We start from the raw sequence: 21,340 nt of genomic DNA, 5'->3' as shown, positions 1-21,340 counted from the left end.
CCAGGTGCGGCAGTTGGAGTTTGTCGTTCACTTGCCGGCCTCCACGGTACCCACGGTGGCTTTCGGGTCGGTCTTGCCGACGTCCTGCATGGTCGCCTTCACCGCCGGGTTGATCACGTCGGTCAGCGGCTTGGGGTAGAAGCCAAGCAGCAGGATCAGCGCGATCAACGGCGCGACGACGACCGCCTCACGGACGGACAGGTCACGGCCCATGGCCTTGATCTCGGCCAGCTTCGGGTTCGGAGTGCCCTGGGTGGTGCGCTGGATCATCCAGAGCACGTACCCGGCCGCCAGGATGATGCCGGCGGTAGCGATGACCGCGACCGTCTTGTTCACCGTGAACGTGCCGATGAGCACCAGGAACTCGGAGACGAAGGGCGAGGTGCCGGGCAGCGCCAGCGAGGCGAGACCGGCGATGAAGAAGACGCCCGCCAGCACCGGCATCATCTTGCCGGCGCCGCCGAAGTCGGTCACCAGGGCGCTGCCCCGGCGGGCCACCAGCATGCCGACGACCAGGAAGAGCAGGCCGGTCGCGAGGCCGTGGTTGACCATGTACAGCACCGCGCCCGTGCCGGCCTGCGTGGTGAAGGCGAAGATGCCGACGCCGATGAAGCCGAAGTGCGCGATCGAGGTGTACGAGACCAGGCGCTTGAGGTCCTTCTGGCCGATCGCCACGAGCGCGCCGTAGATGATGCCGACGAGCGCAAGCGTGAGCCCCAGCCAGGCGAAGTCCTTCGAGGCGTTCGGGAAGAGCGGGATGCAGTACCGCAGAATCCCGAACGTGCCGACCTTGTCCAGCACGCCGACCAGCAGCGCGGCCGCCCCGGCGGGAGCGGCCCCACCGGCGTCGGGCAGCCACGTGTGGAACGGGAAGAACGGCGCCTTGATCGCGAAGGCGACGAAGAACCCGAGGAACAGCCAGCGCTCGGTGTTGGTCGAGAAGTCGGCGTTGACCAGCGTCTGCCAGTCGAACGTCTGACCGCCGAGCACCCACAGGCCGACCAGCGCGGCGAGCATGAACAGACCGCCGAGCAGCGAGTACAGGAAGAACTTCACCGCCGCGTACTGCTTGTTCTTCCCGCCGTAGGAGCCGATCAGGAAGTACATCGGCACGAGCATGACCTCGAAGAACACGTAGAACAGGAACACGTCCTGGGCGGCGAAGACGCCGATCATCGTGCATTCGAGGGCGAGCAGGAGCGCGAAGTACGCCGGGACCGAGCGCTTGCTGGTCTCCGCGTCGTGCCAGGAGGCCAGAATGACCAGCGGCACGAGCAGGGCGATCAGCGCGATCATGACCAGCGCGATGCCGTCCACGGCGAAGGTGAACTTGGCGCCCCACTGGGGAATCCAGGTCCAGGAGTCCTTGAGCTGGAAGCGGTCGCCGTCCGGCTTGAACTGCGTCCACAGGCCCACGGTCAGCGCCAGGATCACGACCGACCAGGCCAGCGCGGCCTGCTTGGCCAGCGTCGGCTTGTCCTTGGGCAGCAGCGCGACCCCCGCCGCGCCGACGAGCGGCGCGGCCGTGAGGACGGTCAGGTAGGGGAAGTGGCTCATCCGAACCTCACCGCAAGCGTGGCGGCCACCACGAGCACCGCTCCTCCGAGGATGGACAGGGCGTAGGAGCGCACGAACCCGGTCTGGGCCCGGCGTAGTCGGCCCGATCCGCCGCCGACCCCCGCGGCCAGGCCGTTGACCAGCCCGTCGATGCCGCGGTTGTCGAGGTAGACCAGGGCGCGGGTCAGGTAGCGGCCCGGCGCCTCGAACACGATCTCGTTGAACGAGTCGGTGTAGAGGTTGCGGCGGGCGGCGGTGACCAGCGGGTTGGCCGGCTCTTCGGCGAGAGCGGTGCCCCGGTTGAACAGCGCGATCGCCAGGCCCGCACCGACGAAGGTGAACACGAGCGACAGGATCGTGATCAGCGTGTGCGACAGCACCGGCTCGTGCTCGGCCGGCTCGTTGCCGAAGGTCGGCGTGAGCCAGTCCGGCACCGAGGTCGACAGCAGCCAGCCGGCGAACACCGAGCCGACCGCGAGCAGGATCAGCGGAATCGTCATCACGGCCGGCGACTCGTGCGGCTTCTTGATGTCGTCGGTCCAGCGCTCCGGGCCGTGGAAGGTCAGCCAGAACAGCCGGGTCATGTAGAACGCGGTCAGGCCCGCGCCGAGCAGCGCCGCCCCGCCGAAGAGCCAGGCCGTCCAGCCCTCGCGCTCGAAGGCCGCCGCGATGATCGGCTCCTTGGAGAAGAAGCCCGACAGACCCGGGAAGCCGATGATCGCGAGCCAGCCGAGACCGAACGTGATCCAGGTGATCGGCATGTACTTGCGCAAGTTGCCAAAGCGGCGGATGTCCGTCTGGTCGTGCATCCCGTGCATGACCGAGCCCGCGCCGAGGAACATGCCGGCCTTGAAGAAGCCGTGCGCGAGCAGGTGGATCAGGGCCAGCGCGTACGCGCCGCCGCCGAGCCCGACGCCCAGGAACATGTACCCGATCTGCGACACCGTCGACCAGGCCAGCACCCGCTTGATGTCGTCCTTGGCGCAGCCGATGATGCAGCCGATCAGCAGCGTCAGCGCGCCGACGGCGACCACCACGGTCTGCGCGTCGGGCGAGGCGTTGAAGATCGGGTGGGAGCGGGCGACGAGGTACACGCCCGCGGTCACCATCGTGGCCGCGTGGATCAGGGCCGAGACCGGGGTCGGGCCCTCCATCGCGTCGGGGAGCCAGGCCTGCAGCGGGAACTGGCCGGACTTGCCGGCCGCGCCGAGCAGGAGCAGCAGCGCCATCATCAGCACCGTGCCCTGGCCCAGGCCGCTGACGCTGTTGAACACCTCGTCGTAGTCCACGGTGCCGAGGTAGGCGAACATCATGAAGATGGCGATCGCGAAGCCCGCGTCACCGACGCGGTTCATCAGGAACGCCTTCTTACCGGCGGTCGCCGCGCTCGGGCGCAGGTACCAGAAGGAGATCAGCAGGTAGGAGGCGAGACCGACGCCCTCCCAGCCGAAGTAGAGCATCACGTAGTTGTTGCCGAGGACCAGCAACAGCATCGCCGCGATGAACAGGTTGAAGTACCCGAAGAACTTGCGCCGGCCCGGGTCGTGCTCCATGTAGCCCACCGCGTAGAGGTGGATCAGGGAGCCGACGCCGGTGATGAGCAGGACGAACATCGCCGACAACGGGTCGAAGAGCAGGCCCATGTCGACGTGGAAGTCCCCGACGTGGATGTAGTCCCACAGCGTGATCTCGACCCCGGACCGGTTCTCCAGCCCGCGCAGGGTGAAGAAGTACGTCAGGCCGAGCACGAACGAGGCCGCGACGCTCAGCACGCCGAGCCAGTGACCCCAGCGGTCGGCCCGCTTGCCGAGCAACAGCAGGATCGCCGCGCTGGCCAGCGGGATCACCGGAAGCAGCCAGAACGAGCCCAGCCACCCGGTCGCCGCCGAGTAGGCGATATGTTCCACCACCCGCTCCTTAGTACTTCAGCAGGTTCGCGTCGTCGACGCTGGCCGAGCGCCGAGTCCGGAAGATCGACATGATGATCGCCAGGCCGACGACGACTTCCGCCGCCGCCACGACCATGACGAAGAACGCCATGATCTGCCCGTCGAGCGTGCCGTTGATCCGGCTGAACGTGACCAGCGCGAGGTTGGCCGCGTTCAGCATCAACTCGATGCACATGAACAGCACGATCGCGTTCCGGCGGATGAGCACGCCCATCGCGCCGATCGTGAACAGGATCGCCGCGAGGACGATGTAGTACGTCGGAGTCACTTCTCGGTCCCCTTCGGTGCGACGTCCGCGGACGTCAACTCCCGGGTCGGGAGGATCTTGGAGATGCTGCGGTCGGCCGGCGTGCCGTCGGGCAGCCGCGCCGGGGTCGCCACCGAGTCCGAGCCGGCGAAGACACCGGGGCCGGGCTTCGGCGCCGGGTAGTTGCCCGGGCGGAAGCGCGCCACCATGCGCTCCGGCTGGCTGATCTTCTCTTCCTTGCGCTTCTCCACGTGGGCCAGGATCATCGCGCCGACCGCCGCCGTGATCAGCAGCGCGGACGTGATTTCGAAGACCCACACGTACTTGGTGAAGAGCAGGCGGGAGATGCCCACCACGTTGCCGGCCGCGTTCGCGTCGACCAGGCCCTTCGGGTCCGAGTCGCCGAGCGCCCGGTACAGCCCGATCCCCAGCAGCAGCGCCAGCCCGACGCCGAGCACGCTGGCCGCCATCCGCTGCCCGCGCAGCGTCTCGATCAGCGAGTCGGACGAGTCGCGGCCGACCAGCATGAGCACGAACAGGAACAGCATCATGATCGCGCCGGTGTAGACGATGATCTGCACCATGCCGATGAACGGGCCGGCCTGCAGGATGTAGAACACGCCCAGGCAGAGCATCGTGATGACCAGCGACAGCGCCGAGTGCACGGCGTTGCGGGCCCAGACCATGCCGATCGCGCCGAGGACGGCGATCGGGGCGAGGATCCAGAAGGCGACGGCCTCGCCGCCCTTCACGTCTCCCGCCGCGGCGAGGGTCTGCAGCGCCAGGGTTCCGGTCACGAGTGGACCCCCTTGTAGTGCTCGGCCCCGGCCGAGGTGCCCGGGTTCTCCAGCGCCCCGACGTAGTAGTCCTTCTCGGAGTCGCCCAGGCGCATGTCGTGCGGCGGGCGCTCCATCCCGGGCAGCAGCGGCGCGAGCAGCTGCTCCTTGGTGAAGATCAGGTCGCGGCGGTTGTCGCGGGCCAGCTCGTACTCGTTGCTCATGGTCAGCGAGCGGGTCGGGCAGGCCTCGATGCACAGCCCGCAGAAGATGCAGCGGGCGTAGTTGATCTGGTACGTCTGGGCGTAGCGCTCACCGGGCGAGAAGCGCTCGTCCTCGGTGTTGTCCGCGCCCTCGACGAAGATCGCGTCCGCCGGGCAGGCCCACGCGCACAGCTCGCAGCCGATGCACTTCTCGAGCCCGTCCGGCCAGCGGTTGAGAATGTGCCGGCCGTGGTACCGCGGAGCCGGCGGCTTGCGCTGCTCCGGGTACTCCTCGGTGACCACCTTCTTGAACATGTGCGAGAAGGTGACCCCGAACCCCTTCAGGGTTCCACCAATAGACACGTCAGCTCTCCTTGCCGGTCGGGACGGTTTCCCGCTCGACGATCACGCGCTTGGCCCGCGGGCTGGGCGGCACCTCGAGGTTCAAGGGCGGCAACGGGAAGCCGTTGGTACCGCCGACGCGTCCGCCCGGGTGCGCCTGCGGCAGCTCGACCGCGGTCTTGCGGCTGCGCTGCAGGGCGACCAGCGCCAGGACCAGCACCACCAGGGCGACGATCCCGATGATCACGCCGGTGCGGGCGCCCGTGCTGATGCCGCCGTTCTGCAGCACCCGGATGCCGGACAGGGCCAGGATCCAGACCAGGTTGGCCGGGATGAGCACCTTCCAGCCGAAGCGCATGAACTGGTCGTAGCGCAGCCGGGGCAGCGTGCCGCGCAGCCACACGAAGACGAACAGCAGCAGCAGCACCTTGATGGTGAACCACAGCACCGGCCACCACCCGTGGTTCGCGCCGTCCCAGATCGAGATCGGCCACGGGGCGCGCCAGCCGCCGAGGAACAGCGTCGTGCACAGGCCCGAGACGGTGACCATGTTGATGTACTCGGCCAGGAAGAACAGCGCGAACTTCAGCGACGAGTACTCGGTGTGGAAGCCGCCGACCAGCTCCGACTCGGCCTCGGGAAGGTCGAACGGGGCCCGGTTGGTCTCGCCGACCGCGGCGGTGAAGTAGATCAGGAAGCTCGGGATGAGCAGGATGCCGTACCAGGCCGGCAGGTGCCAGGTCATGCCGAAGACGTCGGCGGTGCCGTTGCTCGCCTGGGCCGCCACGATCTCCGAGGTCGACATCGAGCCGGAGACCAGGAAGACCGAGACGATCGACAGGCCCATGGCGACCTCGTAGGAGATCATCTGGGCGCTCGAGCGCAGGCCGCCGAGCAGCGGGTAGGTCGAGCCCGAGGCCCAGCCGCCGAGCACGATGCCGTAGATGCCCATGGAGGAGCAGGCCAGTACCAGCAGAACGGCCACCGGGATGTCGGTCAGCTGCAGCGGCGTGTGGTTGCCGAAGACCGAGACCACGGGACCGAACGGGATGACCGAGAACGCGGTGAACGCGCAGACCGTCGAGATCACCGGCGCGAAGAAGAAGACCACCTTGTCCGCCAGGCGCGGCATGATGTCTTCCTTGAACGCCAGCTTGAGACCGTCGGCCAGCGACTGGAGCAGACCGAATGGGCCGTTGCGGTTCGGGCCCGGGCGGACCTGCATCCGGGCCACCACCCGGCGCTCGTACCAGATGGCGAAGAGCGTCATGACGACCAGGAACGCGAAGATCACGATGACCTTGGCGAGCACCAGCCACCAGGTGTCGTGGCCGAACTGGTCGAGGCTGCCTGCAGCGGATGTCATCTTGCGGTACCCCCAGTGCTGATCTCGACCAGCGCGCCCTCCGTCACGCCGAGCGTGCGGCGCAGGGTCGAGCCCGGTGAGTTCGTCGGAATCCACACGACCCCGTCGACCATGTCGGTGACGAGCGCCGGCAGGGTGATCGCGCCCCGCTCGGTGCCGACCGTCACCGCGTCCCCGTCCACCACGCCGAGGTCGGCCGCGGTGCTCTTGGAGATCCGGACCACGGCGGGGCGGGCGGTCCCGGCCAGGTGGCCGTCACCGTCCTGCAGCGAGCCGCCGTCGATCAGGTGGTGCCAGGAGGCGAGGATCGCCTGGCCGCTCGCCGGGCTCGCGGGCGTGCCCGGAGCCACGTCGGGAGCGGTACCGCGGACCAGGCTCGGGTTGCCACCTGCGGAGACTCCGCCGACGGTGCCGACCGAGACCGTGCCCGGCAGCGGCAGCTGGGCCAGCGCGGCGAGCTGCGCGCGGACCGCCTCCACGTCGCCCACGCCCAGCTGCACGCCGAGCTCGCGGCCCAGCGTGTCGAGCACCCGGGCGTCGGTCATGGCCTGCGTCTTGAGCACGGTGCCGAACGGGCGGACCCGGCCCTCCCAGTTCACGTACGAGCCGGACTTCTCGGCGGCCGGAGCGATCGGCAGGACGACGTCGGCGCGCTTGGCGACGGCGCTCATCCGCAGCTCCAGGCTGACCAGGAAGCCCACCTTGTCCAGGGCGTCCTCGGCGGCGGCCGGGTCGGCGAGGTCCGCCGGGTCCACGGCGCCGACGACCAGCGCACCGAGCCGGCCCTCGCGCGCCGCGGCGATGATGCCGTCGGTGTCGCGGCCGGAGGCGCTGGGCAGGACACCCGCGTCGAGCTGCCATGCGGTGGCCACCTCGCTGCGCGCGGCCGGGTCGAAGACCTGGCGGCCGCCGGGCAGCAGGGTCGGCAGCACGCCGGCCTCGACCGCGCCCCGGTCACCCGCGCGGCGCGGGACCCAGGCGAGACGGGCGCCGGTGGACTCGGCCAGGCGCGCGGCGGCGGACAGGCCGCCGGGGACGCTCGCCAGGCGCTCTCCGACGAAGAGGATCGCGCCCTCGCCCGACAGCGCGTCGCGCAGCTGCTCGGACTGCCCGAGCACCTCCGCCTCGCCGCCCGGCGCGGTGAGCAGGACCGTGGTGCCCATCTTGGCGAACCCGCGGGTCACGAACGGGGCGACAGCGAAGCTCGGCAGGGCCCGCTTGAGGTACACCTTGCGGGCCCGCAGGAAGATGATCGGGCACTCCTCCTCGGGCTCCAGCCCGGCGAAGACCACCGCGGAGGCCCGCTCGATGTCCGCGTAGGTGACGTCCGCCCGCCCGACGACGTGCGAGCCGAGGAACTCGGTCTCCTCCGCCGAGAGCGGCCGGGCGCGGAAGTCGATGTCGTTGGTACCGAGGGCGACCCGCGCGAACTTCGCGTAGGCGTACGCGTCCTCGACCGTGAGCCGTCCGCCCGCCAGGACGCCGACGCCGCCGTTGTCCTTGGCGGCGGCGAGCCCCTCGGCCGCCACCGTGAGCGCCTCGGGCCAGCTGGCCGTGCGCAGCTCGCCGGTCTTCTTGTCGCGCACCATCGGCGTGGTCAGGCGGTCGGTGGCGGTGACGTACTGGAACGCGAAGCGCCCCTTGTCACAGTTCCACTCCTCGTTCACCGCCGGGTCGTCGCCGGCCAGGCGCCGCATGACCTTGCCGCGGCGGTGGTCCGCCCGCTGGTCGCAGCCCGCGGCGCAGTGCTCGCACGTGTTGGGCGTCGACACCAGGTCGAAGGGGCGGGAGCGGAATCGGTACTGCGAGCTGGTGAGCGCCCCGACCGGGCAGATCTGCACCGTGTTGCCGGAGAAGTAGCTGTTGAACGGGGCGTCGTCCTCGGGCGAGTCGGGATCGCCGCGGAACACGCCGATCTGCTCGTTGCTCGAGCGCTCCATCAGGTCGATGAACTTGTCGCCCGCGATCTCGTCGGAGAAGCGGGTGCAGCGCTGGCAGAGCACGCACCGCTCGCGGTCGAGCAGCACCTGCGTGCTGATCGGCAGCGGCTTGGGGTACTCCCGCTTGTGCTCGACGAACCGCGACTCGGACTGGCCGTTGCTCATCGCCTGGTTCTGCAGCGGGCACTCGCCGCCCTTGTCGCAGACCGGGCAGTCGAGCGGGTGGTTGATCAGGAGGAACTCCATGATGCCCTCCTGCGCCTTCTTGGCGACTTCGGAGGTCATCTGGGTCTTCACCACCATGCCCTCGGCCACCGGCTGGGTGCACGAGGCGACCGGCTTGCGCTGGCCCTCGACGTCGACCAGGCACTGGCGGCAGGCGCCGGCCGGGGCGAGCAGCGGGTGGTCGCAGAACCGCGGGATGGAGATGCCCACCTGCTCGGCGGCCCGGATGACGAGCGCACCCTTGGGCGCCTCGACCTCGATGCCGTCGATCGTCAGCTTGACGGTCTCGACCTTGGGAACCACGTCGGTCATCAGTGGGCTCCTACCAGCTCGCCGTGGAACATCGGCGCCTTGCGGCCCTCGATGTAGTCGAGGTAGTCCTGCTTGAAGTACTTGATCGAGGACGTCACCGGGCTGGTCGCGCCGTCGCCGAGCGCGCAGAACGAGCGGCCCAGCAGGTTGTCGCAGGCGTCCAGGAGGGTGTCGAGGTCCTGGTGCGTGCCCTGGCCGGCCAGGATGCGGTGCAGGATGCGCACCATCCAGTAGTTGCCCTCGCGGCACGGCGTGCACTTGCCGCAGGACTCGTGGTGGTAGAAGGCGATCCAGCGGTACGTCGCGTAGACGATGTCGTCCTGGTCGGAGAAGACCTGGACGGCCGTGGTGCCGAGCATCGTGCCGACGCTCATCATGCCCTCGAAGTCCATCGGGGTGTCGAGGTGCTCGTCGGTCAGCATCGGCGTGGAGGAGCCGCCCGGCGTCCAGAACTTGAGCTGGTGGCCGTCCTGCATGCCACCGGCCAGGTCGATGAGCTGCCGCAGCGTGACGCCGAGGCCGCACTCGAACTGGCCGGGATTGTTGACCCGCCCCGAGATCGAGTAGATCTTCGGGCCCGGCGACTTCTCGGTCCCCATGCTGCGGAACCAGGCCGAGCCACCCAGCACGATGTACGGCACGCTGGCGATCGTCTCGACGTTGTTCACGACGGTCGGGGAGGCGTAGAGCCCGTGGGTCGCCGGGAAGGGCGGGCGCAGCCGGGGCTGGCCGCGGTACCCCTCCAGCGAGTCCAGCAGCGCCGTCTCCTCGCCGCAAATGTAGGCCCCGGCCCCGCTGTGCACGACCAGGTCCAGGTCGAAGCCGCTGCCGAGGATGTTGGCGCCGAGGTAGCCCTTGGCGTAGGCCTGCTCGACCGCCGCCCGCAGCCGCCGCGCCGCGTGCACCGCCTCGCCGCGGATGTAGATCGCGGCGAAGTTGGCCCGGATCGCGTAGGAGGCGATGATGACGCCCTCGACCAGCGCGTGCGGGTCGGCCATCATCAGCGGCAGGTCCTTGCAGGTGCCCGGCTCGCCCTCGTCGGCGTTGACCACGAGGTAGTGCGGCTTGCCGTCGTTCTGCGGGATGAAGCCCCACTTCATGCCGGTCGGGAAGCCGGCGCCGCCGCGGCCGCGCAGCCCGGAGTCCTTGATCAGCTGGATCAGGTCGTCCGGGTGGGCCTTGAGCGCCTTGCGCAGACCGGTGTAGCCGTCGAGCCGCTCGTACACGTCGAGCTTCCACGCGTCCGGCGACAGCCAGCGCTTGGTGAGCACCGGCGTGAGCTTCGACAGCGACTCCTGCGCGGGCTGGTACTCGGCCATCAGGCCTTCGCCTCCTTCTGCGGCATCGGCCCGTCGCCCGCCGGCTTCGCGTCCGACGCCGGCTTCGGCGCCGACGCGGGCGGCTTGGGCTCGTCCTTCTTGGCCGCGTCTTCCTTCTTGGCGATCGGGGTGTCCGGGTCGAAGCCCGGCACCGAGATCGCGAAGCGCTCGGCGAGCCGGTTGCCCGCGAGCGTCGGCTCACCGGCGGGTCCGTCGGCGATGACCTCGTCGCCGCGGTCGTCGGCGAAGCCCGCCAGCTGGACCGCCATCTCCTTCAGCGTGCACAGCCGGGTGCCGCGGCTCGGGGCCGGGCGCTCGCCGTTCTGCAGCTGCTTGACCAGCGTCAGGGCGGTGTCGTCGGTGACCCCGTCGAAGAACTCGTAGTTGACCGTCATCACCGGCGCGTAGTCGCAGGCGGCGAGGCACTCGGCGTGCTCGAGGGTGATCTTGCCGTCGGACGTCGTCTCGTCGTGCCCGACCCCGAGATAGTCGCTCAGGGCCTGGTACGCCTTGTCGCCGCCGAGCACGCCGCACATCGTGTTGGTGCAGACGCTCACCAGCCAGTCGCCGGTCGGCTTGCGCTTGTACATGGTGTAGAAGGTCGCCACCGCGCCGACCTGGGCCTTGGTGATGCCCAGGGTCTCGGCGCAGAACGCGATGCCGTCCGGGGAGACGAAGCCCTCCTCCGACTGCACGAGGTGCAGCAGCGGCAGCAGGGCCGAGCGCGAGCGGCCTTCCGGGTAGCGCGCGATGATCTGACGCGCACGTTCGCGCGTGAGCTCACTGAACACCATTAACGATCACACCCACCCATGACGGGGTCGAGCGAGGCGCCGCCCACGATGACGTCGGCCAGCAGGCCACCCTCCGCCATCGCCGGGATCGCCTGCAGGTTGACGAAGCTGGGCTCGCGGTAGTGCACCCGGAACGGGCGCGTGCCACCGTCCGAGATCGCGTGCACGCCGAGCTCGCCGCGGGGGGCCTCGATCGGGACGTACACCTGGCCGGGCGGCACCCGGAAGCCCTCGGTCACCAGCTTGAAGTGGTGGATCAGGGCCTCCATCGACTGGCCCATGATCTTCGCGACGTGCTCCAGCGAGTTGCCGAGGCCGTCGCCGCCGACCGCGAGCTGGGCCGGCCACGAGATCTTCTTGTCGGCGATCATGATCGGGCCCGGCTCCAGCCGGTCCATCGCCTGCTGGACGATCCGCAGTGACTGGCGCATCTCGTTGAGGCGCACCTGGTAGCGGCCCCACGCGTCGGCGGTGTTCTCGGTCGGGACCTCGAAGTCGTAGGTCTCGTAGCCGGCGTACGGCTGCTGCTTGCGCAGGTCCCAGCCCAGCCCGGCCGAGCGCAGCACCGGCCCGGTGATGCCCAGGGCCAAGCAGCCGGTCACGTCCAGCACCGCGACGCCCTGCGTGCGCTCGCGCCAGATCGTGTTGCCCGAGAGCAGGTCCTCGTACATGTCGATGCGCTTGGGCATCCAGTCGAGCATCTCGCGGATCTTCACCGCGGCCTCGTCCGGCAGGTCCTGCGCCAGGCCGCCCGGGCGGATGTACGCGTGGTTCATCCGCAGGCCGGAGGCGAGCTCGAAGATGTCGAGGATGTACTCGCGCTCGCGGAAGCCGTAGATCATCATCGACAGCGCGCCGAGCTCCATGCCGGTCGTGGCGAGCCAGACCAGGTGGGAGGAGATCCGGTTGAGCTCCATCATGAGCACGCGGATCGTCTTGGCGCGGTCGGTGATCTGGTCCTCGATGCCGAGCAGCTTCTCGACCGCGAGGCAGTAGCCCGTCTCGTTGAACATCGGGGCCAGGTAGTCCATGCGGGTCACGAACGTGGTGCCCTGGGTCCAGTTGCGGAACTCCAGGTTCTTCTCGATGCCCGTGTGGAGGTACCCGATGACGGTCCTCGCCTCGGTGACCGTCTCGCCCTCGAGCTCGAGCACCAGGCGCAGCACCCCGTGGGTGGACGGGTGCTGGGGGCCCATGTTGACGACGATGCGCTCTTCGGCCCCGGCCTCGTTGACGACCGTGTCCCAGTCCCCGCCGGTGACGGTGAAGACCTTGCCCTCGGTGGTCTCGCGAGCTGACGCGTAATCGGTGCTCACTGGTAACTCCTCCGCTGGTCCGGCGGCGGGATCTCCGCACCCTTGTACTCGACCGGCACGCCGCCGAGCGGGTAGTCCTTCCGCTGCGGGAAGCCCTCCCAGTCGTCCGGCATGAGAATCCGGGTCAGGTTCGGGTGGCCGTCGAAGACGATGCCGAACATGTCGTAGGTCTCCCGCTCCTGCCAGTCGGCGGTCGGGTACACCTGGGTGACGCTCGGCAGGTGCGGGTCCTCGACGGTCACGGCCGCCTCGAGGCGGATCCGGCGGCGGAACGTCATCGAGGTCAGGTGGTACACCGCGTGCAGCCGACGGCCGTCGGAGCCGAGGTAGTCCACACCGGACACCGAGGAGCACAGCTCGTAGCGCAGCGCGGGATCGTCCCGCAGCGACTGGCAGACCTCGGCGATGCGCTCCGGCACGATGTGCAGGGTCAGCTCGCCCCGGTCGACCACGATCCGCTCGATCGCGTCGTCGAAGCCCGGGTAGGCCTCCTCCAGCGCGTCGACGACCTCGTCGTGCTCCCCGCCGAACGGCCGCGGCGAGTCCAGCTCGACCGCGCGCCGGCGGCGCAGGCCGCCGAAGCCCGACGTGTCGCCGGTGCCGTGCACGCCGAACATGCCGCGCCCGGCGGCCGACGACGGCGGGGTCTGCGCGGCGGCACCCAGCTGGGCGCCGACCGGCTCTACGTTCGCGTCAGTCACTTGTTGCCTCCGCCAGCCTGATTCGCGAGATCGGCCCGCTCTTCCATCCACTTCTGGATGCGCAGCTGCTCCTCGCGGCCCGACTCGGCGGCCTTGAGCCACTCGGCGCGCTTGGCCTTGTCGAAGCGGTAGCTCGACGGCATCGCGCCCGGGGCCACCACCGGCGCGCCGTCGCGCTCGACCCGGGCCTCGATCATGCGGCGGCGCCGGTCACCCAGCGGCTCGGCCATGACCTTGTCGTGCAGGCGCAGGATGGCGTCGATGAGCATCTCCGGCCGCGGCGGGCAGCCCGGCAGGTACATGTCCACGGGCACGACGTGGTCGACGCCCTGGACGATCGCGTAGTTGTTGAACATGCCGCCGCTGGAGGCGCAGACGCCCATCGAGAGCACCCACTTGGGCTCCGGCATCTGGTCGTAGATCTGGCGCAGCACCGGGGCCATCTTCTGGCTCACCCGGCCGGCCACGATCATCAGATCGGCCTGGCGGGGGCTGGCCCGGAAGACCTCCATGCCGAAGCGCGCCAGGTCGTAACGCGCGGCGCCGGTCGCCATCATCTCGATCGCGCAGCAGGCCAGACCGAAGGTGGCCGGCCAGAAGCTCGCCTTGCGAGACCAGTTGACCAGCTTCTCGACGGTCGTCAGCAGGACGCCGGTCGGTACCTTTTCCTCGATGCCCATGGCTCAGTCCCAATCCAGCCCGCCGCGGCGCCAGACGTAGGCGAACGCGACGAACACGGTGACGATGAACAGCACCATCTCCACGAACCCGAACAGGCCGAGCGCGTCGAAGTTCACGGCCCACGGGTACAGGAAGATGATCTCGATGTCGAAGACGATGAACAGCATCGCGGTCAGATAGAACTTGACCGGGAAGCGGCCGCCGCCGACTGGCTGCGGCGTCGGCTCGATGCCGCACTCGTAGGCGTCGAGCTTCGCCCGGTTGAACCGGCGCGGTCCCACGAAGGGCGCGACCCCCACCGAGAACAACGCGAAGAGGGCGGCCAGGGCGAAGAGCCCCAGAATCGGTACGTACGGCGCGAGCGACATCGTGCTGCTCCGTCCTTTCGGCGAGCCCGCGGGGCGGTCGGCTCCGGGGACCACTCAAGCTGTATGCGGTTTAACACTATTCGGTGATGCCTGGACGGCTTCGTCCGGGGCACCCCAAATGCGGCCTTGGCCAGCATGTTTGGGGTGCTGGTGGTGCTGGTTGCGCGGGTGTTTCTCGGGATTTTGCTCAGGTTTTGCTCAGGCTTACCCGCCTGGCCCGTCCTCAGGCGGCCGGGGCCAGTCGGGTCATGGCGTTGATCACGCGGTCCATCGCGTCTCCACCTCGCGGGTCCGTGAGGTTGGCGAGGAGCTTCAGCACGAACCGCATGAGGGTCGGGTGGGGCATGCCGTGCTTGGTGGCGATCCGCATGACCTGCGGGTTGCCGATGAGCTTCACGAACACGTTCCCGAGCCGGTAGTACCCGCCGTAGCGGGCCTTGAGCTCGGTCGGGTAGTTGGCGAGCACGCGCTCGCGCGCGGTGCCCTGCGGGCGGGCCAGCGCCTGGACGGCGATCTCCGCCGCCAGCTCGCCGGACTCCATGGCGTAGGCGATCCCCTCGCCGTTGAAGGGGTTGACCATGCCGCCGGTGTCGCCGACGAGGAGCACGCCCCGGGTGTAGTGCGGCACCCGGTTGAAGCCCATCGGCAGCGCGGCGCCCTGCGCCTTGCCGTCGGCGTTGGCCGGGTCGGACAGGCCCCAGTCGGCCGGGGTGTTGTCCAGCCAGTCGGCCAGCAGGTTCTTGTAGTTCGTCTTGCCGTAGGCGACGCTGCTGTTGAGCACGCCCAGGCCGACGTTCACGCGGCCGTCGCCGAGGCCGAAGATCCAGCCGTAGCCCGGCAGCAGCTTGTCGCCCGACTCCCGGCTGCGCAGCTCCAGCCACGACTCGAGGTAGTCGTCGTCGTGCCGCGTCTCGCTGCGGAAGTACTGCCGGACGGCCACGCCCATCGGCCGGTCGTCCCGCTTGGCGATGCCGAGGGCCAGGGCGAACCGCCCCGACACGCCGTCGGCCGCGATGACCAGCGGGGCGCGGTACTCCCGCGGCTCCTTGTCCGGCCCGACCGCGGTCACGCCGACGACGCGGCCGGTGCGGTCGAGAATCGGCCCGTTGACCGTCGTGCCGCTGCGCAGCTCGGCGCCGGCGTCGGTCGCGGCGGTGATCAGCATGTGGTCGAAGTCCATGCGGGTGCGGGTCAGCCCGTAGTCCGGGAAGCTCGCGAGGTCGGGCCAGTCCAGCTCCAGCCGGACGCCGCCACCGATGACGCGCAGGCCGCGGTTGCGCAGCCAGCCCTTCTCCTCGGTGGTGTCGATGCCCATCTTGATCAGCTGCTTGACCGCGCGCGGGGTCAGGCCGTCGCCGCACACCTTCTCGCGCGGGAACTCGGTCTTCTCCAGCACCAGCACCTTGTGCCCGTGCCGGGCGAGGTGGAACGCCGCGGACGATCCGCCCGGCCCGGCGCCGACGACAATGACATCCGCATCTTTCCCGGTGTCGGTCACAGCCGTCATACCTCCCTGCCCGTTCAGCTTCCCGCTCCGTTGGTGTTACTTCGCGGTCATTTCTTCGCTCGTGAAAGTCTTCACAAAGTCGCCTGAGGTGCAGTCTAGAACCGTGAAGTGCACCGCTGTCGGTAAGGCGACCCTAATTTTTCACCCGGCCGGGTGGGCGCTCCACCGGTCCGCCCGACGCGCACTTCGTGATCCACTGTGCCAGCTTGTACGGCGACAGAACGTGAGCGCACGGCGATTGCCCGTAACGGCTGCTTCTTTTTATCGCATGCCGAATATTTCGCCCAGCGCGGCATAAATCCGATAAGTCGCGGCGCGCAGCGCCCGACTTATCGGATAAAACACAACTCAGATACGGAAGCCGCGGTGCAGCGCCACGACGCCGCCGGTCAGGTTGCGCCAGGCGACCTTGCGCCAGCCGTTGGCCGCGATCCGGGCCGACAGGCCCTCCTGGTCGGGCCAGGCCTTGATGGACTCCGCCAGGTAGACGTAGGCGTCGGGGTTGCTCGAGACGCGCTTGGCGATCGGCGGGATGGCGCCGACCAGGTAGCCCTGGTAGACGGCGCGGAACGGGCGCCAGGTCGGGGTCGAGAACTCGCAGATGACCAGGCGGCCGCCCGGCTTCGTCACGCGGGCCATCTCGGCCAGCGCAGCGTCGGTGTCGGCGATGTTGCGCAGGGCAAAGGAGATCGTCACCGCGTCGAAGGTGGCGTCGGCGAAGGGCAGGTGCAGGGCGTCCGCCGCCAGCAGCGGGACCTCGGGGCGCTTGGCCCGGCCGGCCTGGAGCATGCCGACGGAGATGTCGGCGCCCACCGCGAACGCGCCCGAGCGGCCCAGTTCCAGGGTCGACACGCCAGTGCCGGCGCCCAGGTCGAGCACGTGCTCGCCCGGCTTGAGGCCCAGGGCCAGCCGGGTCTCCCGGCGCCACATGCGGTCGCGGCCGCCCGACAGCACCGTGTTGGTGACGTCGTAGCGGCGGGCCACGCCGTCGAACATGGCGGCGACCTCGTGCGGCTCCTTGTCCAGCGAGGCGCGCGTCATGAGGTCACCGGCGTCAGGGGCAGGCTGCGGCCGGTACCGCCGCCGGGAATGGCGATCGACGAGAAGTGCGACTGCACGCGGTCGTCGGTCGGGTCGTCCGCCTCGGTCCAGTGCACATTCATGTGCCGGTACTGCGTGTCGCGCTGCGCCGGGATGCGGTCCGCGCCGCGGATCATCTGCACCAGCTCGGTCAGCCGCGAGCGGTGCCGGGCGCCGGCGGAGGAGATCACGTTCTCCTCCAGCATGATCGAGCCCAGGTCGTCCACGCCGAGGTGCAGCGAGACCTGCCCGACGTCCTTGCCGGTGGTGAGCCACGACGACTGCAGGTGCGGGATGTTGTCGAAGAACAGCCGGGCCACCGCCACCAGCCGCAGGTACTCCAGGCTGGTCGCCTGCGTGCGCCCCTTGAGGTGGTTGTTCTCCGGCTGGTAGGTCCACGGGATGAAGGAGCGGAACCCGCCGACGGTGCCGGCGAGGTCGGCCTCCACGGAGTACCCGTTGGCCACGGCCAGGTCCTGCACGTCGCGGATGAGCCGCAGGTGTTCGATGCGCTCGGCGTTGGTCTCGCCGGTGCCCATCATCATCGTCGCGGTGGAGGAGACGCCGAGGCGGTGCGCGACCGCCATGACCTCCAGCCAGCGCTCGCCGGACTCCTTGAGCGGCGCGATCGCCTTGCGCGGCCGCTCGGGCAGCATCTCCGCGCCGGCCCCGGCGATGGAGGCCAGGCCCGCCGCCTTGATGCGGGTGATCGCCTCCTCGATCGAGACGCCGGAGACCTTGGCCATGTGCAGCACCTCGGACGGGCCGATCGAGTGGATGACCAGCCCCGGGAACGCCTCGTGGACGGCGGAGAAGAGCTCCTCGTAGTACTCCACGCCGTAGTCGGGGTGGTGCCCGCCCTGCAGCATCACCTGCGTCGCGCCGAGGTCGACCGCCTCCGCGCAGCGGCGCAGGATCTCCTCGGTGCCGTGGGTCCAGCCCTCGCTGTGCTTCGGCGCCCGGTAGAAGGCGCAGAACTTGCAGGCCGTGACGCATACGTTGGTGTAGTTGATGTTGCGGTCGATGATGTAGGTGACGATGTTGTCCGGGTAGCGACGGCGGCGCACGGTATCGGCGGCCTCGCCCAGCGCGTGGAAGGGCGCGTCCGTGTAGAGCAGGAGCGCCTCGTCCGGGCCGATCCGCCCGCCGTCGGCGGCACGCTGCAGAATTTCGCTGATCACCGGAGCAGTCACACCCCAGAGACTACCTAGCTCGCCCGGGCCGTCGAGCAGCCGTGCCTAGTATCACGAGAGTGACTGATATGCGTTACCGGCGCCTCGGGCGCTCCGGGCTCACCGTCTCCGTCGTCGGCATCGGCTGCAACCAGTTCGGCCGGATCGACGCCGCGAGCAGCACGGAGGTCGTCGCGGCGGCCCTGGACCACGGCATCACCCTGTTCGACACGGCCGACATCTACGGCGCCACGCCCGGCGCGTCCGAGGAGGCGCTCGGCGCCGCCCTGGGCAAGCACCGCGACGACGTGATCGTGGCCACCAAGTTCGGCATGAACGCCCGCGGGCTGCACGGCGCCGACTGGGGCGCGCGGGGCAGCCGCCGCTACATCGTGCGGGCGGCCGAGTCCTCGCTGCGCCGGCTGCAGACCGACCACATCGACCTGTACCAGCTGCACGAACCCGACCCCGCCACCCCGATCGAGGAGACCCTGGCCGCGCTGGACGACCTGGTCCGGTCGGGCAAGGTGCGCTACATCGGCCACTCCAACTTTTCCGGCTGGCAGACGGCCGACGCGGCCTGGACGGCCGAGACCCGGCACCTGACCCCGTTCGTCAGCGCCCAGAACCGCTACTCCCTGCTCAACCGGGGCGTCGAGGCCGAGCTCGTGCCTGCCCTGGAGCGCTTCGGCCTCGGCCTGCTGCCGTTCTTCCCGCTGGAGATGGGGCTGCTGACCGGCAAGTACCGCCGCGGCGACGCCCCGCCGGCCGGCACCCGGCTGGCCCGCGAGGGCATGGAGCGCTTCCTCGCCGACGCGCCCTGGGACCGCATCGAGGCCCTGGCGGCGTTCGCGCAGGCGCGGGGCATCGACCCGCTCACGGTGGCGATCGGTGGGCTCGCCGCCAAGCCGGCGGTGGCCAGCGTGATCGCCGGCGCGACCAGGGCCGAGCAGGTCGTCGCCAACGTCGCCGCGGCGGCCTGGGAGCCCACCGCGGACGACATGGCGGAGCTAGCGAATATCTAGCTTGCCGACGATCTCGGTCGGCGTGCCGTTCTTCGACCCGCCCTTCGGCTCCTTGCTCACGCCGAAGACCGGGGCCAGGCCCTTGATGTAGAAGCGGCCGCTGCCCTGGTCGGTCAGGCCGACCGCGCGGTAGCCGGAGTCGACCATCCACAGCTGGTACGAGCCGTCGGGCTTGCGCAGGTCGGACAGCACGGCCACCCCGGCGTCCCGCGACGGGGAGACGATCATGGTGATCCGGCCGCCCTCGACCTCCTGGGTGACCAGGTGGGCGTCGGCGGCCGCGAGCACCGCGTCGATCTGCGAGGTCTGCTCGGCGTAGTGCTGGCGGGTCAGGGCCCAGGTGCCGCCGCCCACGCCGGCCGCGAACAGCACGGCCGCGGCGGACGAGGCGACCCAGGCCCGCCACCGCACGGACTCGCGGCGCGGGCTCTTGAATGTCTGCCTGCGCTCCTGCGGGGTGTTGGCGATCTGGGCGAGTACCGAATCCCGCAGGCTCGGCGGCGCGGCCTCGGCGACCGGGTGGGTCAGCCAGGCCGCGGTCTCGCGCAGCTCGGCCACCTCGACCGAGCAGTCCGGGCAGTCGCGCAGGTGCCGTTCGAACGCGGCGCGCTCGAGGTCGTCGACGGCGTCGAGGGCGTACGCGCCGACGAGGGCGTGGATGTCAGCCGTGGTCATCAGACCGTCACCCCCAGGCAGTCGCGCATCCGGATCAGGCCGTCGCGCATGCGGGTCTTGATGGTCGGCAGGGCGGTACTGAGGAGATCGGCGACCTCGCGATAGCTGTTGCCGCCGTAGTAGGCCAGCGTGATCGCCTCGCGCTGCAGCTCGGTCAGGCCGTCGAGGCAGCGGCGCACCTGCTGCTGCTCCAGCCGGGCGGTCGCGGCCTCGACCACGTCGTCGTAGGGGGTCTCGGCGCTGGCCGCGGCGACCCGGCGGACCCGCTCGGCGCCGGCCTGCTCGGAGCGGACCCGGTCGACGGCCCGGCGGTGGGCGATGGTGAAGATCCACGCGGTGCCCGATCCGCGGGCCGCGTCGAAGCGCCCGGCGCTGCGCCAGACCTCGACCATCACCTCCTGGGCGACCTCCTCGGACTGGGCGGGGTCGCGCAGCACGCGGCGGATCAGGCCGAACACGCGCGCGGACACCAGGTCGTAGAGCGCGGCGAAGGCCCGCTCGTCGCCGCGGGCCACCCGGGCCAGCAGGTCGTCCGCGTCCGGCGGGCGCTGCGCTGGCGTCGGGACCGCCACGAGCCGCTGCGTCGGCAGCTCCTGTTCCGGTCTCATGTCGCTCATTCGGAGCCCCCGCCGGGCCGGATGGGTGGCCCCCAGGGTGTGACCCGCGTCATGCGTCGAAGTCAACCACGACACGGTCCGTGATCGGCATGGCTTGACAGGTCAGGACATATCCGGCGGCGAGCTCGTCGGGTTCGAGCGCGAAATTGCGGGCCATCTCGACCCGGCCCTCGACGACCTTGGCCCGGCAGGTCGAGCAGACGCCGCCCTTGCACGCGTACGGCAGCTCCGGCCGCGCCCGCAGCGCCGCGTCCAGCACCCGCTCGTCGTGGGCCATGGTGAAGGTGGTCGCGCGTCCGTCCAGGACGATCCCGACCTCGGCCTTCTCCTGGTCGTCGGCCGGAGCCGCGGCCGGGCGTGCGACGGGCGGGGCGTCATCGACGTGAAAGAGTTCCGTGTGTACCGCCGAATCGACCACCCCCCGCGCCGACAATGCGACCCGGGCGTCCAGCACCATGCCGTGCGGCCCGCAGAGGAACCACTCGTCGACAGTCCCGGCCGGCAGCAGCGCGTCGAGGACGGCACCGATCCGCGCCTCGTCGAGCCGGCCCGAGAGCAGCGGGGACTCCTGTGCCTCGCGGGAGAGCACGTGCATCACGTGCAGCCGCTCGCGATGGCGGTCCTTGAGGTCGGCCAGCTCCTCGGCGAACATGACCGAGGCGGCGGCGCGGTTGCCGTACATCACGGTGACCCTGCTCTCGGGCTCGGTCTCCAGCGCAGTGGCGGCCAGCGACAGCACCGGCGTGATCCCGGAGCCGGCCGCGATCGCCGCGTAGTGCCGGGCCCGGCCGGGGTCGAACGCGGTGGTGAAGTGCCCGAGCGGCGGCAGCACGTCGACCTCGTCACCGGGCGCGAGGCCGGACAGCGCGTAGGTCGAGAAGGCCCCGCCGACGACCCGCTTGATGCCGACCCGCAGCTCGCCCTCGTCGCGCAGGTGCGCGGGGGTGGAACAGATCGAGTACGAGCGGCGGATCTCCTGCCCCGACTCGTCGTGCCGGCGCACGGTGAGGTGCTGGCCGGCCCGGAACGCGAAGGTCTCGCGCAGCTCGCGGGGCACGTCGAAGGTCACCGCGACGGCGTCCTCGGTCAGCCGCTCGACGTCGACGACAGCGAGACGGTGGAACATGGGCCGGCGCTTCAAAGGCCGCCGAATCTCGGAGACGCTCAT

20 protein-coding genes are annotated in these 21,340 nt (G+C 70.0%); 1 reads left to right on the top strand and 19 read right to left on the bottom strand.

The annotated features are described in order from the left end of the window. Positions 1–27: 27 nt before the first annotated feature. The 16 genes from ACQPZ4_RS01085 to mqnC form a co-directional block, all read right to left on the bottom strand. Positions 28–1,557, bottom strand: coding sequence for an NADH-quinone oxidoreductase subunit M (locus tag ACQPZ4_RS01085; protein ID WP_433054742.1), 1,530 nt, complete (start codon positions 1,555–1,557; stop codon positions 28–30). After that, complete coding sequence (gene nuoL / locus ACQPZ4_RS01080; RefSeq protein ID WP_433054739.1) at positions 1,554–3,464, bottom strand: NADH-quinone oxidoreductase subunit L; 1,911 nt, start codon at positions 3,462–3,464, stop codon at positions 1,554–1,556. Before nuoL ends, ACQPZ4_RS01085 begins: the two co-directional genes overlap by 4 nt. A gap of 10 nt (positions 3,465–3,474) precedes the next feature. Further along, positions 3,475–3,720 carry an NADH-quinone oxidoreductase subunit NuoK gene (gene nuoK / locus ACQPZ4_RS01075; protein ID WP_433066121.1) on the bottom strand — a complete coding sequence of 82 codons (246 nt, stop codon included), beginning with the start codon at positions 3,718–3,720 and terminating at the stop codon, positions 3,475–3,477. Positions 3,721–3,770: 50 nt separating this feature from the next. Continuing rightward, entirely contained in the window at positions 3,771–4,538 is a 768-nt protein-coding gene (locus tag ACQPZ4_RS01070) for an NADH-quinone oxidoreductase subunit J (protein WP_433066118.1), read from the bottom strand. 8 nt (positions 4,539–4,546) lie between these two features. Further along, the gene (gene nuoI / locus ACQPZ4_RS01065; RefSeq protein ID WP_433066116.1) at positions 4,547–5,047 is read right to left on the bottom strand and encodes an NADH-quinone oxidoreductase subunit NuoI; all 501 of its coding nucleotides are present in this window, start codon (positions 5,045–5,047) and stop codon (positions 4,547–4,549) included. Positions 5,048–5,096: 49 nt separating this feature from the next. Beyond that, entirely contained in the window at positions 5,097–6,440 is a 1,344-nt protein-coding gene (gene nuoH / locus ACQPZ4_RS01060) for an NADH-quinone oxidoreductase subunit NuoH (RefSeq protein WP_433054736.1), read from the bottom strand. After that, positions 6,437–8,917 (bottom strand): NADH-quinone oxidoreductase subunit G, encoded by a 2,481-nt coding sequence (locus ACQPZ4_RS01055; RefSeq protein WP_433054733.1) that lies wholly within the window; start codon positions 8,915–8,917, stop codon positions 6,437–6,439. Before ACQPZ4_RS01055 ends, nuoH begins: the two co-directional genes overlap by 4 nt. Next, positions 8,917–10,236, bottom strand: a complete 1,320-nt coding sequence (nuoF, locus tag ACQPZ4_RS01050; RefSeq protein WP_433054730.1) for an NADH-quinone oxidoreductase subunit NuoF — start codon at positions 10,234–10,236, stop codon at positions 8,917–8,919. Before nuoF ends, ACQPZ4_RS01055 begins: the two co-directional genes overlap by 1 nt. Beyond that, positions 10,236–11,030 (bottom strand): NADH-quinone oxidoreductase subunit NuoE, encoded by a 795-nt coding sequence (nuoE, locus tag ACQPZ4_RS01045; protein ID WP_433054727.1) that lies wholly within the window; start codon positions 11,028–11,030, stop codon positions 10,236–10,238. The genes nuoF and nuoE overlap by 1 nt, the downstream gene beginning before the upstream one ends. Further along, positions 11,030–12,346, bottom strand: a complete 1,317-nt coding sequence (locus ACQPZ4_RS01040) for an NADH-quinone oxidoreductase subunit D (protein WP_433054724.1) — start codon at positions 12,344–12,346, stop codon at positions 11,030–11,032. The genes nuoE and ACQPZ4_RS01040 overlap by 1 nt, the downstream gene beginning before the upstream one ends. Then, entirely contained in the window at positions 12,343–13,047 is a 705-nt protein-coding gene (locus ACQPZ4_RS01035; RefSeq protein ID WP_433054721.1) for an NADH-quinone oxidoreductase subunit C, read from the bottom strand. The genes ACQPZ4_RS01040 and ACQPZ4_RS01035 overlap by 4 nt, the downstream gene beginning before the upstream one ends. Beyond that, a complete protein-coding gene (locus ACQPZ4_RS01030; RefSeq protein WP_433054718.1) occupies positions 13,044–13,727 on the bottom strand; it encodes a NuoB/complex I 20 kDa subunit family protein in 684 nt (227 codons plus the stop codon). Before ACQPZ4_RS01030 ends, ACQPZ4_RS01035 begins: the two co-directional genes overlap by 4 nt. A gap of 3 nt (positions 13,728–13,730) precedes the next feature. Continuing rightward, entirely contained in the window at positions 13,731–14,096 is a 366-nt protein-coding gene (locus ACQPZ4_RS01025) for an NADH-quinone oxidoreductase subunit A (RefSeq protein WP_433054715.1), read from the bottom strand. A gap of 223 nt (positions 14,097–14,319) precedes the next feature. Next, positions 14,320–15,603: a geranylgeranyl reductase family protein gene (locus ACQPZ4_RS01020; protein ID WP_433054712.1), complete on the bottom strand. Its 1,284-nt coding sequence runs from the start codon at positions 15,601–15,603 to the stop codon at positions 14,320–14,322. Between the two features lie 348 nt (positions 15,604–15,951). Next, the gene (locus ACQPZ4_RS01015) at positions 15,952–16,644 is read right to left on the bottom strand and encodes a demethylmenaquinone methyltransferase (RefSeq protein WP_433054709.1); all 693 of its coding nucleotides are present in this window, start codon (positions 16,642–16,644) and stop codon (positions 15,952–15,954) included. Beyond that, positions 16,641–17,876 (bottom strand): cyclic dehypoxanthinyl futalosine synthase, encoded by a 1,236-nt coding sequence (gene mqnC, locus ACQPZ4_RS01010; RefSeq protein ID WP_433054706.1) that lies wholly within the window; start codon positions 17,874–17,876, stop codon positions 16,641–16,643. Before mqnC ends, ACQPZ4_RS01015 begins: the two co-directional genes overlap by 4 nt. A gap of 50 nt (positions 17,877–17,926) precedes the next feature. Between mqnC and ACQPZ4_RS01005 the strand changes: the two genes are divergently transcribed. Next, positions 17,927–18,880 carry an aldo/keto reductase gene (locus ACQPZ4_RS01005; protein ID WP_433066113.1) on the top strand — a complete coding sequence of 318 codons (954 nt, stop codon included), beginning with the start codon at positions 17,927–17,929 and terminating at the stop codon, positions 18,878–18,880. Here ACQPZ4_RS01005 and ACQPZ4_RS01000 read toward each other — a convergent pair. The 3 genes from ACQPZ4_RS01000 to paaE are packed head-to-tail and all read right to left on the bottom strand — an operon-like array spanning position 18,866 to position 21,340. After that, complete coding sequence (locus ACQPZ4_RS01000) at positions 18,866–19,555, bottom strand: anti-sigma factor (RefSeq protein WP_433054703.1); 690 nt, start codon at positions 19,553–19,555, stop codon at positions 18,866–18,868. The two genes, ACQPZ4_RS01005 and ACQPZ4_RS01000, sit on opposite strands and share 15 nt — an antisense overlap. Next, positions 19,555–20,163, bottom strand: a complete 609-nt coding sequence (locus tag ACQPZ4_RS00995; RefSeq protein WP_433054700.1) for a sigma-70 family RNA polymerase sigma factor — start codon at positions 20,161–20,163, stop codon at positions 19,555–19,557. Before ACQPZ4_RS00995 ends, ACQPZ4_RS01000 begins: the two co-directional genes overlap by 1 nt. A 58-nt stretch (positions 20,164–20,221) precedes the next feature. Beyond that, on the bottom strand, positions 20,222–21,340 hold the full coding sequence (gene paaE / locus ACQPZ4_RS00990) for a 1,2-phenylacetyl-CoA epoxidase subunit PaaE (RefSeq protein WP_433054697.1): 1,119 nt from the start codon (positions 21,338–21,340) through the stop codon (positions 20,222–20,224).

Origin of the sequence: Dactylosporangium sp. CS-033363 (assembly GCF_050942475.1) — a bacterium.
Classification (GTDB): domain Bacteria; phylum Actinomycetota; class Actinomycetes; order Mycobacteriales; family Micromonosporaceae; genus Dactylosporangium.
This window is presented reverse-complemented; position numbering and strand designations above follow the sequence as displayed.